Source organism: Sorangium sp. So ce836 (assembly GCF_028553905.1).
Classification (GTDB): domain Bacteria; phylum Myxococcota_A; class Polyangia; order Polyangiales; family Polyangiaceae; genus Sorangium; species Sorangium cellulosum_D.
The window spans coordinates 3,640,707-3,654,847 of record NZ_CP102233.1 but is presented as its reverse complement, the minus strand read 5'-3'; the positions used below and the strand labels follow the sequence as shown (position 1 = coordinate 3,654,847).

20 protein-coding genes and 2 pseudogenes are annotated in these 14,141 nt (G+C 69.3%); 8 read left to right on the top strand and 14 right to left on the bottom strand.

The features are described 5' to 3' along the window. Nucleotides 1-201: 201 nt before the first annotated feature. The 7 genes from NQZ70_RS13520 to NQZ70_RS13490 all read right to left on the bottom strand — a co-directional run bounded on the left by NQZ70_RS13520 (nt 202) and on the right by NQZ70_RS13490 (nt 3,378). Nucleotides 202-627, bottom strand: a complete 426-nt coding sequence (locus NQZ70_RS13520) for a hypothetical protein (RefSeq protein ID WP_129574583.1) — start codon at nt 625-627, stop codon at nt 202-204. Between the two features lie 271 nt (nt 628-898). After that, the gene (locus NQZ70_RS13515) at nt 899-1,099 is read right to left on the bottom strand and encodes a hypothetical protein (RefSeq protein WP_165373941.1); all 201 of its coding nucleotides are present in this window, start codon (nt 1,097-1,099) and stop codon (nt 899-901) included. A 239-nt stretch (nt 1,100-1,338) separates the two neighbouring features. Beyond that, nucleotides 1,339-1,575, bottom strand: coding sequence for a DUF433 domain-containing protein (locus NQZ70_RS13510; protein ID WP_129574582.1), 237 nt, complete (start codon nt 1,573-1,575; stop codon nt 1,339-1,341). Then, a complete protein-coding gene (locus NQZ70_RS13505; protein WP_061626031.1) occupies nt 1,572-1,805 on the bottom strand; it encodes an addiction module protein in 234 nt (77 codons plus the stop codon). Before NQZ70_RS13505 ends, NQZ70_RS13510 begins: the two co-directional genes overlap by 4 nt. Before the next feature lie 641 nt (nt 1,806-2,446). Beyond that, a complete protein-coding gene (locus tag NQZ70_RS13500; RefSeq protein WP_061626030.1) occupies nt 2,447-2,626 on the bottom strand; it encodes a hypothetical protein in 180 nt (59 codons plus the stop codon). A 4-nt stretch (nt 2,627-2,630) separates the two neighbouring features. Further along, nucleotides 2,631-3,101 (bottom strand): type II toxin-antitoxin system VapC family toxin, encoded by a 471-nt coding sequence (locus NQZ70_RS13495; RefSeq protein ID WP_020464953.1) that lies wholly within the window; start codon nt 3,099-3,101, stop codon nt 2,631-2,633. 136 nt (nt 3,102-3,237) lie between these two features. Continuing rightward, entirely contained in the window at nt 3,238-3,378 is a 141-nt protein-coding gene (locus tag NQZ70_RS13490; protein ID WP_129574581.1) for a DUF433 domain-containing protein, read from the bottom strand. Nucleotides 3,379-3,478: 100 nt separating this feature from the next. Here NQZ70_RS13490 and NQZ70_RS13485 point away from each other — a divergent pair, with 100 nt between their 5' ends. Next, entirely contained in the window at nt 3,479-3,892 is a 414-nt protein-coding gene (locus NQZ70_RS13485) for an LIC_13387 family protein (RefSeq protein ID WP_129574580.1), read from the top strand. Nucleotides 3,893-3,971: 79 nt separating this feature from the next. Here NQZ70_RS13485 and NQZ70_RS13480 read toward each other — a convergent pair whose 3' ends face one another. The 3 genes from NQZ70_RS13480 to NQZ70_RS13470 all read right to left on the bottom strand — a co-directional run bounded on the left by NQZ70_RS13480 (nt 3,972) and on the right by NQZ70_RS13470 (nt 5,896). Then, the gene (locus NQZ70_RS13480) at nt 3,972-4,676 is read right to left on the bottom strand and encodes an endonuclease/exonuclease/phosphatase family protein (RefSeq protein WP_165373940.1); all 705 of its coding nucleotides are present in this window, start codon (nt 4,674-4,676) and stop codon (nt 3,972-3,974) included. A gap of 128 nt (nt 4,677-4,804) precedes the next feature. Further along, nucleotides 4,805-5,245: an SRPBCC domain-containing protein gene (locus NQZ70_RS13475; RefSeq protein ID WP_129574578.1), complete on the bottom strand. Its 441-nt coding sequence runs from the start codon at nt 5,243-5,245 to the stop codon at nt 4,805-4,807. Nucleotides 5,246-5,368: 123 nt separating this feature from the next. Beyond that, nucleotides 5,369-5,896, bottom strand: a complete 528-nt coding sequence (locus NQZ70_RS13470; protein WP_129574577.1) for a CPCC family cysteine-rich protein — start codon at nt 5,894-5,896, stop codon at nt 5,369-5,371. 679 nt (nt 5,897-6,575) lie between these two features. Here NQZ70_RS13470 and NQZ70_RS13465 point away from each other — a divergent pair. After that, nucleotides 6,576-7,526: an integron integrase gene (locus tag NQZ70_RS13465; protein WP_129574576.1), complete on the top strand. Its 951-nt coding sequence runs from the start codon at nt 6,576-6,578 to the stop codon at nt 7,524-7,526. Between the two features lie 365 nt (nt 7,527-7,891). Here NQZ70_RS13465 and NQZ70_RS13460 read toward each other — a convergent pair whose 3' ends face one another. Then, nucleotides 7,892-8,170 carry a helix-turn-helix domain-containing protein gene (locus tag NQZ70_RS13460; protein ID WP_129574575.1) on the bottom strand — a complete coding sequence of 93 codons (279 nt, stop codon included), beginning with the start codon at nt 8,168-8,170 and terminating at the stop codon, nt 7,892-7,894. A 161-nt stretch (nt 8,171-8,331) separates the two neighbouring features. Here NQZ70_RS13460 and NQZ70_RS13455 point away from each other — a divergent pair, with 161 nt between their 5' ends. Next, nucleotides 8,332-8,994, top strand: a complete 663-nt coding sequence (locus NQZ70_RS13455) for an RNA polymerase sigma factor (RefSeq protein WP_129574574.1) — start codon at nt 8,332-8,334, stop codon at nt 8,992-8,994. After that, nucleotides 8,991-9,617 (top strand): JAB domain-containing protein, encoded by a 627-nt coding sequence (locus NQZ70_RS13450; RefSeq protein WP_207217990.1) that lies wholly within the window; start codon nt 8,991-8,993, stop codon nt 9,615-9,617. The genes NQZ70_RS13455 and NQZ70_RS13450 overlap by 4 nt, the downstream gene beginning before the upstream one ends. A 464-nt stretch (nt 9,618-10,081) precedes the next feature. Here the strand turns inward: NQZ70_RS13450 and NQZ70_RS13445 are convergent, their stop codons facing one another. Continuing rightward, nucleotides 10,082-10,393 carry a type II toxin-antitoxin system RelE/ParE family toxin gene (locus NQZ70_RS13445; RefSeq protein WP_129574572.1) on the bottom strand — a complete coding sequence of 104 codons (312 nt, stop codon included), beginning with the start codon at nt 10,391-10,393 and terminating at the stop codon, nt 10,082-10,084. Continuing rightward, on the bottom strand, nt 10,390-10,632 hold the full coding sequence (locus tag NQZ70_RS13440; RefSeq protein WP_129574571.1) for an addiction module protein: 243 nt from the start codon (nt 10,630-10,632) through the stop codon (nt 10,390-10,392). Before NQZ70_RS13440 ends, NQZ70_RS13445 begins: the two co-directional genes overlap by 4 nt. A 338-nt stretch (nt 10,633-10,970) precedes the next feature. Between NQZ70_RS13440 and NQZ70_RS13435 the strand changes: the two are divergent. The 4 genes and pseudogenes from NQZ70_RS13435 to NQZ70_RS13420 all read left to right on the top strand — a co-directional run. Beyond that, nucleotides 10,971-11,207, top strand: a pseudogene (locus NQZ70_RS13435) (JAB domain-containing protein); the annotation flags it as partial. Between the two features lie 188 nt (nt 11,208-11,395). Further along, complete coding sequence (locus NQZ70_RS13430) at nt 11,396-11,800, top strand: hypothetical protein (protein WP_129574570.1); 405 nt, start codon at nt 11,396-11,398, stop codon at nt 11,798-11,800. A gap of 34 nt (nt 11,801-11,834) precedes the next feature. Further along, nucleotides 11,835-12,257, top strand: coding sequence for an HNH endonuclease (locus tag NQZ70_RS13425; RefSeq protein WP_129574569.1), 423 nt, complete (start codon nt 11,835-11,837; stop codon nt 12,255-12,257). Nucleotides 12,258-12,279: 22 nt separating this feature from the next. After that, nucleotides 12,280-12,515: pseudogene (locus NQZ70_RS13420) on the top strand (DNA repair protein); the annotation flags it as partial. Between the two features lie 16 nt (nt 12,516-12,531). Here NQZ70_RS13420 and NQZ70_RS13415 read toward each other — a convergent pair. Further along, a complete protein-coding gene (locus NQZ70_RS13415) occupies nt 12,532-14,139 on the bottom strand; it encodes a hypothetical protein (RefSeq protein WP_129574568.1) in 1,608 nt (535 codons plus the stop codon). Between the last annotated feature and the right edge of the window lie 2 nt (nt 14,140-14,141).

Sequence of the window (14,141 nt, the reverse complement as noted above, 5' to 3'; positions counted from 1 at the left end):
GCGAGAACGGCTCGCCGAGCGTCGGCATCGTCGCGCAGCACGCCAGGGTGACCGTGCGCGACAGCGAGCGCGACAGCGAGATCGAGACGTCCGACGGCGGCCCGGGCGGCGACGGAGGCGAGCCCCAGCGAGGCGGACGAGGCGTGACCGCCCAGCCAGGGGCATCGTGACCGTCCGCGCGGCGCCGGTCACCTATTCCCATCAGGGGCCTGGCTGCGGCGCGGCCTGGCACGTGCCGGCCACGCACGCGAGCTGCGGCGGTGGCGGGCACGGGGAGCACTGGAGGTTCCGGCACGCGGGGGGGCTACGGGCGTTGAGCTCACGGAAGAAGTCTCCGCTGCCGTCGTAGATCATCAGGTTGGACGCACTCGCGACCGCCCTCGACGAGATCGTGCCGCAAGAGCAGCAGCGGTCGCCCGCGGCCACGATCACGCAGTCCGACGCGGCAGCGCAGGTCGCCGGGCCGGGCGGCAGGGGCGACCCCGTCGGCCCGCCGGCGACGGTCGCCGTCGATGCCGCAGTCGGCGTCACGGCGGCTTCGGGCGGCTGCGCCGCGCCCCGCGGGGGCCCACCCGGAGGGTGTGCGTCGCCGCACGCGGCCAGCAGCAGCGCGGCGATCGCGATCACGAGACGACCAGCTCCTCGGCTCAAGCTCGTATGCATTCCGGGGGAACGGTCGAACCTCCTGCCCCCTTACAGTGCTTCACTGGGCACGTGCGGGCGGACCGCCTAGGGCAGGACGCTGACAGCAGCCCCCGTGTCGAGCAGGCCCAACGCTTGCACGCTGCGCCCTCCCACCAGCGTCAGCGGGAGCATCGGCGCAAGGCTTCCGGCGACATGCTCAGAGGCGCGCGCCAGGAAGGGGAACTGCTGACCCGTAACGGACACGTTGCGGTTCCTATTCGGTGCGCAAGGTCTGGAGGAGCGTCTCGGCCGCCTCAAACGCTTGGTCGGGCGACCACACGGAGTAAGACTGGCCCGCCCGGAGCGCAGGCGGCTCCTCCGCCTCCGCCAGCTCCTGTGCGAGGAACTGGATCAGCTTGAGCTTGTCAGCACGCGGCAAAGACTGGATATCCGGGAGCAACTCCACGAGCGACATGACGCGTCACCTCAATTGGTTCTCAGCGATGAACTCGTCGCCCAGCCCGGGGCGCCTCTCGTCGTACCGGCTGGCCGCCGCACGAAACTCAGCGCGCGCTTCAGGATGAAGCTCGACCCGCACGCCGGTCCTCGAGCTCCTTCAGGATCTCCGCTCGCGCCGTGCCCCAGCCGTCGTGGCCGAGCTGCACAAGCGCCTCGACCAGGGAAGTCGGCAGATCTCGTCCAGGTTGATGCGCATCAGAACCCGACGACCTTGGGCGCCGGTAGATCTTCGCGGACGGAATCCGCGGCGAACGCGATCACGGCGCGCACGTCGTCCGCGGTCAGGGTCGGGTAGTCGCTGAGGATGCCATCGATCGAGTCGCCGTCCGACAGGCTGGCGAGCAGCGTGCGGAGCATGACCCGCGTCCCCTTGATGACCGGCTCGCCCCCGCAGACGAGAGGATCTCGCACGATGCGATTGCGGTGGTTCATGACGTGAGCTCCAGGATACGGCGCCGGGCTTCCGGCCAGGGGACCGGCGTGACGACCCCGGCGTCGACGTCGGCGAGACGTTGCTGGATCTCCTCGGCCCACGCAGCCTCGACCTCCTCGGTCGTCTGCTCGGGCTCGTCGAGGCTCTGGATCAGCGCGGCCGCCACGGCCGCTCGGTCCTCCGCCGACAGACGCAGCGCTGCGACCAGGACATCCTCGACGTCGCTCATGGTGCAGGGAGCTTACCGCAGGCTCGGCCGGGTCACGAGCGGGACCCGCCTCGATGCGGGGCCTGGGCCGCGGGTCCTGGGCGAGGATCCGTGGCTCGCGGCGGCCCCGGCCCTTGGGCCGCTGCCGGCGACGCCCGGCCTGCAGGCTACGCAGAGCGGAGCCTGGCTCCTTCCCGACCAGACGGCGCTCGTACCTGAGGTGGAAGCGTTCCTCGCCGCCGGCGAGCCGCCCGCCTACGTCGGCTTCGGTACCATGCCTGTGGACCCGCAGACCGGCCGCAGGGTCGTCGAGGCCGTGCGGGCTGCGAGGCGCCGTGTCGCGCTGTTTCAGGGGTGGGCCAAGCTCGGTCGGGTCGACGACGCCGCCGACGCCGACCCCGACGCCGACCCCTGGCAACAACGGACGGCGAGGACGCGGGGACGTGGCCGACGTGGGCTGCACGGACGGGAGCTACGGGAGCTACGGCGCGCGAGGCCCCGTCGGCGCCCCCGGCCACGGCATCGGGCGCATCGGCGAGGCCGGCTGGGAAGCGGACTGGGCCGGGGCACGCCGGGCCAGGGCGGCGGCGGAGGCGGCGGCCGCAGGGGCGGGCTCGGCGTGTGCGGCGCGGCGTCCAAGGGGGGCGCCGGGCATCGCCTCGTCACGAGGCTTTGCGAACGACCGTTACCTCGCGCGGTGGCAGCCGTACGACTTTCCGCCCGCTATTGGCCTCACGCGCCTTGAGCGCCTCGGCGAGCTTATCAACATCATAGTCGTGCTCCTTGGCGATGGCGTCGCGGGTAGCACGGACCTCGTCGATGATGGAATCGGAATAGCGCATGATGTTACTCCTCCACGAGCTCCAGAGGCGTGCAGATAACCGGAGGCTCGAAGCCACCGGCTCGGCAGATCTCCTCGATCTTAGGGCGCATCGTGGCGTTGGCGATGTGCGCGCAGTTCCAGGTGAGCAGGTAGCGCATGCCGTGCGCCGCGGAGAGCGCGATATGAACTGCATCGCCGGCTGCCTTGGACGGGAGGGCGGCGGCGTGAAGGAGCTGCCGGGCGAGACCGACAGCCTCCGGCGTGAGCTCCAGCAGCGGCAGGTCGCCGAGCGCCTGGAGCCGCAGCGCTGCCGCGCCGGGGTCGCCCGCCGAAGCTTCGTCGACCACGAGCTGCGAGATGTACAAGTCGTAGGCGTCGCGCCCTGCCCACCACTCGCCGGTCACCTCTTGATGCGCCGCTCGCACCAGATCGCGGCTCGGCCTGGCAGTCAGGTAGCTGACGATGCTGGTTTCCACATCGACGCTCGGTTTCATGCACAGGCCTCGGAGATGAAGCTCGTGGATCGTACAGGCCCGCGGCAGACCAGGCAACGCTCATTCGGCCACCCCAACCGACGAGCGAGCAGGCGGTCTGCATCGCCGCGAGGACAGCGGCATCATGAGATTGCGTTCAGGCGCCGCCCTCGCCCGCGGTGAGGATGTGCTCGATCGAGTCGCCGTCCGACAGGCTGGCGAGCAGCGTGCTGAGCGTGACCCGCGTCCCCTTGATGACCGGCGCGCCCCCGCAGAGGAGAGGATCTCGGGAGCCCATTCGGTGCCGTATTGAAATCTCCAGGGCCGTGCTCCAGATCCAAACGGCAGCATGTGGAGCGCACCCGCCAGGGACCGGCGGCAAAGAAACGAGGGCTGTCATGAGTAGCCGTGCACAGGTGCTGTTTCAGATGGGCGCGTGGGCGTGGGTCGTCACCGGGATCGGGCACCTCGCGATCACTGCGCTGCTGCTCGGTCGCCCCGCGCCGCCCGCCGCGGAGACCGCGGTCCTGGACGCGATGCGGGCGCACCGGATGTCCATGATGGGGCTGTCGCGCGACCTGCTCGGCCTCTTCAGGGGGTTCAGCGTGGCCATGGGCCTGGCGCTCGCGCTGCACGGCGCCGTCTGCGTGCTCGCCGCGCCCGCCCTCGCCGCGCTCCCTGCTGTCGTGGCGCTGAACGCGGCGGTGTCGCTGGCGCTGCTGGCCATCGCCGTCCGCGCGTTTCCGCCGCCGCCGATCGTGACCATGCTGGTCGCGACGGCGTGCTTCGGCGCGGCGCTCGTGGTGCGCTGAGCGTGAACGTCAACTCGGCTGAACCCACTGGTCTGCCGCCGCGCGAAGCGCGGCCAGCAGCAGTGGCGCATTGGGTAGCTCAATCCAGTTCCAGGAACATCGCGGAGTGGTCCGAAACTCTGCGGATTCGCACCTCATGCGAGTAGGAGACGCAACGAACTGTCTTGGCCAACTGAGGTGATCCAAAAGCATGGTCGATTCGGAAGCCATTTCCGACGCCGCTGAACCAAGAGAACTCACGGGCTTCTGGATTCCTCTCCCTCCACAAGTCCACCCACCCCTGCTCCAGTAATCCGGCGAACCGGTCAGCGCAAAAGAAGGTCGCCCCGTGTTCGTCGAGATGATGGAGACCGGTGTTGAAGTCTCCGAAGAGTAGCGCCCGCCTGTTGAGGAGTTCGGTTCTGCCGAGGAGCCAGTCGAACAGCGGCGCCTTGCTCCTCTTGTTCGGGAAGTATAGGCCGCAAACGACCAGGTCATCGAACTCGGCGGTGACCAAGCGGTGCCCATAGCCTGGTGGGACTCCTTCTGCCGACCGCACTTGGAAGGGAAATCGCGCGGCGACGAGGACGGAGTTTTGTCGGTGGTTTGAAACCGATGATGCTTGATGGACGAGTCCAAGCTCACGAAGACCTGCCTGAAGCTTGTCCCCCGCCGAGCCCGTTCGGAACTCGGTGAGGACGGCAATGTCTGGAGCGCGTCCAAAGACCAACATCTTCAGGTCATCGAGAAGTTGCGGCACCCTCCTCCCGCCACCATGTCGCAGATTCCACGTGGCTAGCCTCACACAGCTCTTCCTAGTAGTCTGCCTAACGCTCAGCATCAGCGGCGGCGCGCAGCGCCGTCCGCTGCATGCTATTGTTATGCATCGCACAGTTTGCCGAAGCGACAATCATCGAATTGGCTATGAGAACATCAGGCTTTCGATTCGGACTCGACGATCTCTTTGATGGTCGAGAGAACACCCGGCCAAAACTCGTCGGAACGCGCTCGCTTGGCTTCGGTCGGAATGTTGTCCTCGGTCACGGAAAGGAGGACCCCAGTGCCCTCAGGAGCGATTCGGAACGTCCAGTTTCGGTAGTTCTCTGGGAGATCGGGCAACCCCTCAAGATCGCTCCAGTGGCTATATTGCAGCATCTTCTCGGGACTGCATCGCAGTATGGTTCCTTTCTCGCGATAGGCGTTCCCGCGGAACTCCCCTGTGAACGTAATGGGGCTTCCTTCAGCCCAGTCGGAATCAACCTTCGCGCCGAAGAAGTATCTCTTGGCAGCGGCCGCACTCACGAGCGCGCCCCATACTGCCGTACTGGACGCCTTGATGGCGACTGAAGCACTTGAAACGTGTTCTCTTTCCATTCTCGATTCTCCCTCTACGTGGACGCATAACGACTTGGCGCTCACCCGCGGGGTGCCGTGCCGGGCGCAGCCCGGCACAGGTGCACCGTCGGTGTGCAGCGCCTTGTTGGGCGGCACAGGCTTTCATCTGGGTCTCCGGGCGTACGCGCGCCGTTCCCCCTCTGGAAGAACGTAGGAGCGGCTTGCATCGTCACAGGCACCGAACGACCCGAAATTCGCGCGCGCTGCACGAAGCGTAATGTGGTTGGGCCCAGAAACGGTGTCGAGGTCATCGGCCTCGAGACCGTCATCCTCCCAAAAGCAAACTGGACAAATATCGTATTCGGCGCGCCGAGGAAGCGTGATGTAATCGCAGCAGGGGCACGCCTGCAGCGCTCCGACCTGTGCTTCCAGGAGAGCCTCGTGACGAATTACGTCGCGTCCGATCGCCGTCGGGCGCCAACCCGCTCGCAGGCCGTCCAGAATTGCGGCGCGAACAAGCCGGGGACTGATCGTGGTACCGTGTTTGACCCAGCTTACAAGCCTCTGCGCGGGCGCCTCGGCATGTTCAACGACGATCGCGAGACCGGGCTCGTCGTTGGGCGCGACCGTCCAGCGGTAGGCAACGCCCTCAACCACAATAGATCGCGTACCTTTACGACGAAGCGTCATACCCGTTTCCAAGTGCCAGCAGATACGCCTCAACCACCACCTTCACGTCGCGCGCCTGCCCGCGGACCGAGGCTCGCGAGCCACTCGGTAGCATGTTTCCGGCTCGGAAATTCCTTGCGCTTCTCGCCTGTGCAAACGACGCCCGCAGGGTCCGGGCCATCCAAGACGATGACGAAACGGCCTCCCGACGGGAGGATTCGCGGCGTGCATCCTGCATCGATTCGATCGCGCACAAGAGTCTGGTCGACAGCCATGGTCCCACTCCGGGCAGAAAGCCGACGCTCGCCCGCCCAACATCGCAATCATCTGTGCTGCGCGACATATCTTCGCATTTTTGCATGTAGGCTGCGAACCGCGGTGCCCGATCACCGTGTTCTCGCGGATGAGTCGCGGCACCCCGCAGCATATCTAGATATCCCCGCGGATAGGTCGCGATCTTCCGCAGGCTATCTGCGCATCTCCGGAGATAGGCCGCCGCTACACAACTACGTATCGCCGTTGATGGGCTTCGGACGGCGACGGTGTGCCGAGAAGCAAGATGCGTGCCTGTGATTGATTGCCTCGGGCGACTGATGTGCGGCCCAAATATCCGCTGGCCGCCGCAACTCGCGCCCGCCCTGCGCCGATAAGGGTCACTGCGGGTCCGACGAACCGGCCCCAACCAATCGGAACCACCCCCATGACCCTCATCGAAGCCGTGCGCGCCACCATCCGGCGCCTGCATTACTCGCCGCGTACCGAAGAGGCGTATGTCCACTGGATCCGGGCATTTATTCGCTTTCATCACGGCGAGCCCCCACGGCAGATGGGCGCGGAAGAGGTCACGGCCTTCCTCAACGATGTTGCGGTCGCGCGCCGCAGCGCGGCGTCCACGCAGAACCAAGCGCTGTGCGCGCTCCTCTTCCTTTACAAGCGGGTCCTCGACCTGCAGATACCCCGGCTCGAAGCGCTCGAGCGTGCCCGCCGGCCGGAGCACCTCCCCACGGTCCTCTCGCGAAAGGACGCTCTCACCTTGCTCGAGCACCTGATCCCACCTTTTCGACTCATCGGCGAGCTCCTCTACGGAAGCGGCCTCCGCCTCCTCGAAGCGCTTTCGATTCGCGTCAAAGACGTCGACCTTGATCGACGGCAAATCATGGTGCGCCGCGGGAAAGGACAGCACGACCGGCCGGCCTTGCTCCCCGCTCGGGCGCGCGACGAGCTGCAGGCCCAGCTCGACGCCGTGGCGCAACGGCACAAGAAGGAACTCGCGGCTGGCCGCGGCGAGGTCGACCTGCCCCACGCTCTGCGAGCGAAGATGCCAGGAGCAGCCACGAGCCTCCCCTGGCAGTACCTCTTCCCCGCCTCTCGCCCTTGCACCGATCCAGCGACGGGTCGACAGGTCCTCTACCACCTGCACGAATCGGCGGTGCAAAGGGCCGTGAACAATGCCGGACGGGCGTCGGGGCTCACCAAGCGCGCGACATGCCATACCCTCCGCCACAGCTTCGCGACCCACCTGCTCGAGGCGGGCACCGACATCCGGACGATCCAGACATTGCTCGGCCACAAGGATGTGCGGACCACGATGATCTACACCCACATCGTCGACCGCGGCCCTCTCGGCGTAATCAGTCCTCTCGACCGCTGACCGCCGCTTCCGCGTGGAGCGCCTTGAACTCCGCCCCCACCCCCTCGTGCCGCCCCCATGCATCGTGGAAAGGTAGCCTAGCCGACGGCTGGCCCACCTTGTCAAGGAGGCCAGCGCAGGACCGAGCGGGCTCTCCAACGGACGAAGGCGCGAGCGGTTCCTCGATGCCCTACCCCTCCGAAGCGAAGAAGTGGCCCTGCAATGGCCCGGCCAGTCATCGGCTGGGGCCCTCAAGCTGCTACGGCCTGTAGAGTTCGCCGCGGCGCGGTGCAGCGTCTGCGCAAAGCATGCGCCAGTTCTGCGTCACGGTGAGGAGCACCGGCGATAGCCGTAGGCGGTCGACTGCGGGCAGCGAGGGATGGCCGTCAAGGGCCGGCGGGACGCTTGCGCGGCCTCCCGCGCGTCGTCTCCGGCATCTCGGCTGGCCGGAACAGTGCTGCTGGTGTCACGCCGAGGGCGTTGGCGATCGCCACAAGCGCCGCGACGCTGACGTTGGTCTTGGCGCGTTCGAGGCGATGGAGAAGGCCAGGGCTCACGTCCGCCGCTGCCGCCAGCTCGTCTTGGGTCAGCCCTCGCCTGACCCGAAGCCGCTGGACGTTCGCCGCGATGTACCGAAAAATCGTATCAGTCTCGATGGGTTCCATCGCCACGGGCTGAACCTGGGCAGGCCAAAAGTAGTCGTGGATTGCGACTTTCCTTGACTCGGATCGTGCCTCGCACGTACCCTGAACAAAACAAAAAGTGCCCCCGCGACGGCTGGCACCGTCCGGAGGCGTGGCCGAACCCCGCGTTCACGAGGTCCGACATGGAAACCGTACGTCTACGCCCTGACCAGGGCCAAGAGATCGATCCGCCCTCCCGTCGCCGTCCCCGTCCCGCTGCTCTCAACGGGCTCGCCCGCCCGCCCCAACCCCTCCGTCAGCAGCCCCCGCCCCCCTCCGTCTACCTCGACCCCACCGCGCTCCTCGAACAGCGCCCGCTCATCCGCCGCACCCTCCGCGCCCGCGGCGTTCTCCCCGCCGATCTCGACGACCTCACCCAGGACACCCTCCTCGGCGCCTGGCGCAGCCTGCGCGCCGGCCGCTTCCGCCCGTCCCCCGCGCTTCCTCCCGCCGACGCCCTCCGCCGCTGGCTCGCCGGCATCGCCTCGCGGCAGGCCTCGCACTACCGCGACAAGGCCCACCGCCGCCACGAGCTCCCCGCGGTCGACCCTGACCGCCTCGCCGCCTTCGCCGCCCCCTCTCCCGAGGCCCGCCTCGTCGCCCGCGGCCTCCTCCGCGCCTTCCACCATCTCCGCCCCGAGCTGCGCGAGATCCTGTCGCTCGCCGCCACCGGCCTTTCCTCGCTCGAGATCGCCGCCTCCCTCTCGCTCCCGCGCCCCACGGTCGCCACCCGCCTCCGCCTCGCGCGCCGCCTCTTCGCCCGCGCCCTCACCCGCTCTCGGAGGTGGCCCCGATGCCCCCGATGAGCCGCGCCCCCGTCGACGCCCCCGCCGAGACGGCGGCCGAGCTGCCGACCGCGACCGAGGCCGCCCTCCTCGAGATGGTGCTCGGCCTGCCCGGCGTCGGCCCGCGCCTCCTCGGCACGGCCGCTCTCCCCTCGCTCGGCCGCCTCTCGCCCGCGGCGCTCGCCGAGCGCACCCAGATCGCCCTCTTCGACGCGACCCGGCTCGCCGCCGCCTTCGAGCTCGGCCGCCGCACCCACGCCGCCCGCGCGCGCCGGGGCGCGCTCCTCACCGACGCCGCCCGCGTGGCGCGCTACTTCGGCCCGAGGCTCGCCTCCCTCGTCCACGAGGAGCTCTGGATCGCGGCGCTCGATACCCACGGCCGCGTCCGCGAGACGCGCCTGCTCGCCCGCGGTTCCGACGACGCCCTCTACGTCGGCCGCTCCACCGTCCTGCGCACGGCGCTGGACATGGCCGCCCACAGCTTCGTCCTGGCCCACAACCACCCCAGCGGCGACCCCACGCCGACCCGCGAGGACGAAGCGATGACCCTGAAGCTGCGCCACCTCGGCTCGGAGCTGCACGTCCCGCTCACCGCCCACGTCATCGTCACGCCCAGCGGCCGCTACGCCGCCGTCCACGAGTAGGCCCTCGCGGGGCGCAGCGCCCCTGCGCCCATGCGGCAGCGCGCAGCGCCCCTGCGCATCGGGCCGAAAGCCTCCAGCGCACCGCCCCCGCCCGCATCTGCGTCGCCTCCGGCAGCCGCACGACGCGCTGGAGCACGCGGAGTCACCGGCTGTGGCTTGGTTTCCCCCAACCTCGGTCGGATCACGGCGCCTCGAGCGTGACGTCCTTCAGGTGGAGCGTGCCGGCGTCCTCCGCGAGCAGCGCCGCCACGTGGTCCAGGATGCCCCAACCCCGGGAAGCGCCGCTCTGCGCAGTCGCGCTGCCTGCTCGGGCCTCCGCGCGGCGAGAGCGCCACGCCCAGCATGTCGGCCACCTCGCGGGGGAGCGGCGGCCTGGCCGGCCTGGTGCTGCTCGACCTCGTAAGGGTGCTGCGAGCGCGCCGCACCCGCCGGCACCAGGGCCAGGTTAGCCCGTTGTACCTTCGTCATCGAACGCGTTTCTTCCAAACAGGCGGGCTACGCCGCTGATGGAGTACGGCGAGGATGACCGCCGCCCGCTCGTTTCCTTCACCACGGAGCAGGAAGTAGACCGCATAGGGGAACCGCTTGAGCAGCGCGCGCCGGACACCACCCCGACCGACATCGGGGAACTGCGACGGGAGGTCGCTGATCCGGCGTACGATGTGCCGTAGCTCATCGACGAACTGTCCGCCCAGCCCGTCCTCCTCGCCCTCGTACCAGTCCGCCGCCTCCCGGATGTCCAGCTCGGCAGACGGGAGAACGAGGAGCCGGCTCATCGACGCGTTGCGAGGCGCGTACGGAGGTCGGCCTCGACCTGTTCCCAGGAGCGGCCAGCATTCGGTGCGGCCTCGAGCTCGGCGAGCCGGCGATCGAGCTCGGCCTTGTGCCACTCGGGTACCGGCACCTCGTCTTCCCTCGCCGCGATCCGCTCCCAGAGCGCCTGGACGTACTCGATCTGCTCGTGCACGGTGAGGTCGTCGAAGCCGGGCGGCGGGCCCTGGATGGCTCGGTGCATGAGCCGCAAGATACCACGAGGTACCGCGACGGCGCAGCACACGGCCCTCGCGGTCGAGAACGAGCGGCGCCGACGGCGAACCACGCACTACCGCGCCGTCCGGCCGAGCCGGGGCCGGTGACCCCAAGCGCCCGCCTGTCAACGTCGGCCGTCGCCGTCGTCGCGGCAACTCCTCGCCGATGGGGAAAGGCGCCTCTGGACCGAGGAAGCGACGCTCCGGGACGCAGAGCTCGACGCAGATCCGTCCCGGGGGCGACCGGCCGAGGACGTCTTTCGTGACGCCCGCGCGCGGCTCCGGTGACGCTTCCGGTCATCTTTCACGATCTGGCTGAGGTCGAGCCCGCGGTTCCGACGACGCCCTCTACATCGGCCGCTCCACCGTCCTGCGCACGGCGCTGGACATGGCCGCCCACAGCTTCGTCCTGGCCCACAACCACCCGAGCGGCGACCCGACGCCGACCCGCGAGGACGAAGCGATGACCCTGGAGCTGCGCCACCTCGCCTCGGAGCTGCACGTCCCGCTCACGGCCCACGTCATCGTCACCCCCAGCGGTCGCCACGCCGCCGTCCACGAGCAGGCCCTCGCCGGGCGCAGCGCCCCGCCCCCGCGCATCCAGCCGAAAGCCTCCCGCGCACCGCCCCGGCCGGCAGCCCCGCCGCGCGTTCGCTCTCGTCATCGCGGCTGGCCGGGGAGGAGCCGGGGTGCGCCTCGTGCTAGGCTCGACGGCGAAGCGGGCTCGCCTCCCGCGTCCACCCCAGCGCGATGTCGACCGCCACCGTCACCCTCGCTCTCCCCGAAGCGCTCTACCAGCGACTGAAGGGGACTGCGCTCGCGACCCGACAGCCGCTCGAAGCCGTGATGCTGCGGGCGCTGAGCCTCGGCAGCCCTCCCGCCTGGGACGACGCGCCCCCGGAGTTCCAGGTCGACCTCGCCTGCCTGGACAAGATGGACGACCAGGCGCTCTGGCAGATCGCGAAGAGCCACAGGTCCGAAGCAGAGCTCGCGCGCTACGACGAGCTGCTCGACCGGAACACCCAGGGGCTCCTCACGCCGGCGGAGCGCATCGAGCTCGAGCGGCTTCGCCACGAGAGCGACCTGTTCATGCTCCGCAAGGCGCACGCTGCGGCGCTCCTGCGATGGCGCGGGCACGCCGTCGCGTCTCCGTAGCGCGCGCCCTCCACGAGCTGGAAGACGGACTGCGGTGTCAACCTACGTCTCCGAACTGCTCCGCTCTCGTATCGAGGAGGCCGATCGGCGCCGCTGTCAATACTGCCTGACAAGCGAGGCCAATAGCGGAATTCCCCTGACTTACGATCACATCACGCCGGTCTCGAAGGGCGGGCCGACCTCGTTCGAGAACGTATGCCTCGCATGCCGCCCATGCAACGAGTTCAAGGCAGGCGCCACGGAGTCGGTCGACCCGCTGACGGGAGAAGTCGTGCCGCTCTTCAATCCGCGCCTCCATCGCTGGAGCGATCACTTCACGTGGAGCGTCGACGCAACCAGGGTAGAGGGTGTGACGCCGTCCGGTAGAGCAACGGTCATCGCGCTCCGGATGAACCGCCCGACGATCGTCGCCGCACGTCGGCGCTGGGCCGAGGTGGGCTGGCACCCGCCAGCGTAGCGCTGGCTATCCCTTCATCGAGATGGTGCTCGGCCTGCCCGGCGTCGGGCCGCGCCTCCTCGGCACTGCCGCTCTCCCCTCGCTCGGCCGCCTCTCGCCCGCCGCCCTCGCCGAGCGCAGCGCACCCAGATCGCCCTCTTCGACGCGACCCGGCTCGCCGCCGCCTTCGAGCTCGGCCACCGCACCCACGCCGCCCGCGCGCGCCGGGGCGCGCTCCTCACCGATGCCGCCCGCGTGGCGCGGTTCCCCCGACCTCGGTCGGGTACCTGCGGTTTCAGTGATCGGAGATGACCACCCCTGCATGGGCGCATGCGGCGAGCTCCTCGTCGGTCGGGAAGGACTCGGTGTCCTGCAGGACGCGCACAGGGCGGCCCGCGGCGGCAAGCGGGCGCAGGAGCTCGCAGAAGCGCTTGGTCGAGGTGGCGATGAGCTGGAAGTAGGGGTCGAGTCCCAGGACCGCCTTGCGGTGCCGCAGCATGAAGCCGGGGCCGGCATGATAGGTGTGCCCGAAGGTGTCGAGCTTTCGCTCGACCGCGCCGTGCAATCCCTTGAGCACGCGCTCGGCGCCTTCGCGCTGGAGGAACCCGCCCATGCTGGCCTCGGTGCGCCAGCGCTGGAGCTTCCAGTCGAGCGCGAGGCGTAGCAAGGCCGACTCGATGTCGTCGCCGCCGGGCTCGAGGTCGTCGCCGAGGCTCCCTGTCACATAACAGCGCCCCTCCTCGTCGATGCAAAGCCAGCGCATCTTGTCGACCTTGCCTACCTGGCGCACCGGCTTGCCCTGGATCTCCCTGATCCGCTGGTCGCCCGCAACGGTCTCCGCGACGTACCCAGGCGCGATGAGGGGCGCCACGCCGAGCAGACTCCACGGCGCGAAGTCATCTTCCGCGATGACGCCGCCGTGGTCCCGCTCCACCGCGGAGAGGACGGGCCAGAGGTCGTCGCCGAAGAGCCTGCGCAGGTCCTCCTCGGAACGCCGGAAGCGATCCAGGCGGTGGATACGCCGGGCGAACAGGTATTCCTGCAGCTCGGGGATCGGAGCAAACAGCTCGGTCGCCGGGCGCGTGCGCTGGACGAGGAGCTCGCCGTCCTCCCACTCCGCTCGCTCGGTGGCGACGTCCCCGTAATGGAGGGCCTGCACGATCCGCCGCCCTTCGGCGATTTGAATGGATATCTCCGCGATGTAGGCCGCCTGGTGGAGCTGGGCGCCCCTGGGCACGCGCTGGAGATCCTCGACGAGCATCGCCTCGGCGCGGCCGTCGTGCAGGCCAAGCTCCGCGCCGGCAGCGCGGGCAGCCGCGAGCAGCGCGGGCAGGTCCTCGAAGCGGCGGGCGGCGGCGCGATCCCGGACGATGAACCAGCGGTCGTCCGACCAACACGTGTCGTGCGGCGCCGATGCGGCGCCATTCTCCGCGGCGCGGAGCCTGTTCGCGAGCTTCCTGGCCTCGTCCCCAGCGCGCCAGTGGATCGAGAAGCCAACCAGGGCGGGCGTGGGACAGAGCTCGGCGGCGAGGCGTTCCAGGAACGCGCGCAGATCGCTGCAGAGGCGCTTCTCGTACCGGCCGAGGTACACAGCGCCCTCTCGCTGCGTCAGGAGCACGCGCCGGCCCGAAGCGTGCCTTGCGATCACCAGGTCGGGCGGGCCCGAGCGGTGGCGGCGGAAGCTGCAGTCGAACTCGGCGAGGGCGCCGAAGTCGTAGTCGCCGAGGAGGGGCAGGCCTCGGTCCTGAGTCAGCGCGAGGAGCAGGTCCGCCGCCTCGGTCCAGCGGGGCGGGCAGCCGGGCGGCGCGAGCTTCGCGAGCGTGCGGCGGTCACAGGCGCGGCGGATGGGCGCGCGTTTGGCCAGCGCGCAGAGGGCCTCGGAGAATCCCTGGACAGCGCTCATGG

Bases quoted from the DNA above. Each gene is read 5' to 3' on its own strand.
- NQZ70_RS13515 (WP_165373941.1), bottom strand. From the start codon at position 1,099: ATGTCGCTCGTGGAGTTGCTCCCGGATATCCAGTCTTTGCCGCGTGCT.
- NQZ70_RS13510 (WP_129574582.1), bottom strand. From the start codon at position 1,575: ATGAACCACCGCAATCGCATCGTGCGAGATCCTCTCGTCTGCGGGGGC.
- NQZ70_RS13505 (WP_061626031.1), bottom strand. From the start codon at position 1,805: ATGAGCGACGTCGAGGATGTCCTGGTCGCAGCGCTGCGTCTGTCGGCG.
- NQZ70_RS13500 (WP_061626030.1), bottom strand. From the start codon at position 2,626: ATGCGCTATTCCGATTCCATCATCGACGAGGTCCGTGCTACCCGCGAC.
- NQZ70_RS13495 (WP_020464953.1), bottom strand. From the start codon at position 3,101: ATGAAACCGAGCGTCGATGTGGAAACCAGCATCGTCAGCTACCTGACT.
- NQZ70_RS13490 (WP_129574581.1), bottom strand. From the start codon at position 3,378: ATGGGCTCCCGAGATCCTCTCCTCTGCGGGGGCGCGCCGGTCATCAAG.
- NQZ70_RS13485 (WP_129574580.1), top strand. From the start codon at position 3,479: ATGAGTAGCCGTGCACAGGTGCTGTTTCAGATGGGCGCGTGGGCGTGG.
- NQZ70_RS13475 (WP_129574578.1), bottom strand. From the start codon at position 5,245: ATGGAAAGAGAACACGTTTCAAGTGCTTCAGTCGCCATCAAGGCGTCC.
- NQZ70_RS13470 (WP_129574577.1), bottom strand. From the start codon at position 5,896: ATGACGCTTCGTCGTAAAGGTACGCGATCTATTGTGGTTGAGGGCGTT.
- NQZ70_RS13465 (WP_129574576.1), top strand. From the start codon at position 6,576: ATGACCCTCATCGAAGCCGTGCGCGCCACCATCCGGCGCCTGCATTAC.
- NQZ70_RS13460 (WP_129574575.1), bottom strand. From the start codon at position 8,170: ATGGAACCCATCGAGACTGATACGATTTTTCGGTACATCGCGGCGAAC.
- NQZ70_RS13455 (WP_129574574.1), top strand. From the start codon at position 8,332: ATGGAAACCGTACGTCTACGCCCTGACCAGGGCCAAGAGATCGATCCG.
- NQZ70_RS13450 (WP_207217990.1), top strand. From the start codon at position 8,991: ATGAGCCGCGCCCCCGTCGACGCCCCCGCCGAGACGGCGGCCGAGCTG.
- NQZ70_RS13445 (WP_129574572.1), bottom strand. From the start codon at position 10,393: ATGAGCCGGCTCCTCGTTCTCCCGTCTGCCGAGCTGGACATCCGGGAG.
- NQZ70_RS13440 (WP_129574571.1), bottom strand. From the start codon at position 10,632: ATGCACCGAGCCATCCAGGGCCCGCCGCCCGGCTTCGACGACCTCACC.
- NQZ70_RS13430 (WP_129574570.1), top strand. From the start codon at position 11,396: ATGTCGACCGCCACCGTCACCCTCGCTCTCCCCGAAGCGCTCTACCAG.
- NQZ70_RS13415 (WP_129574568.1), bottom strand. From the start codon at position 14,139: ATGAGCGCTGTCCAGGGATTCTCCGAGGCCCTCTGCGCGCTGGCCAAA.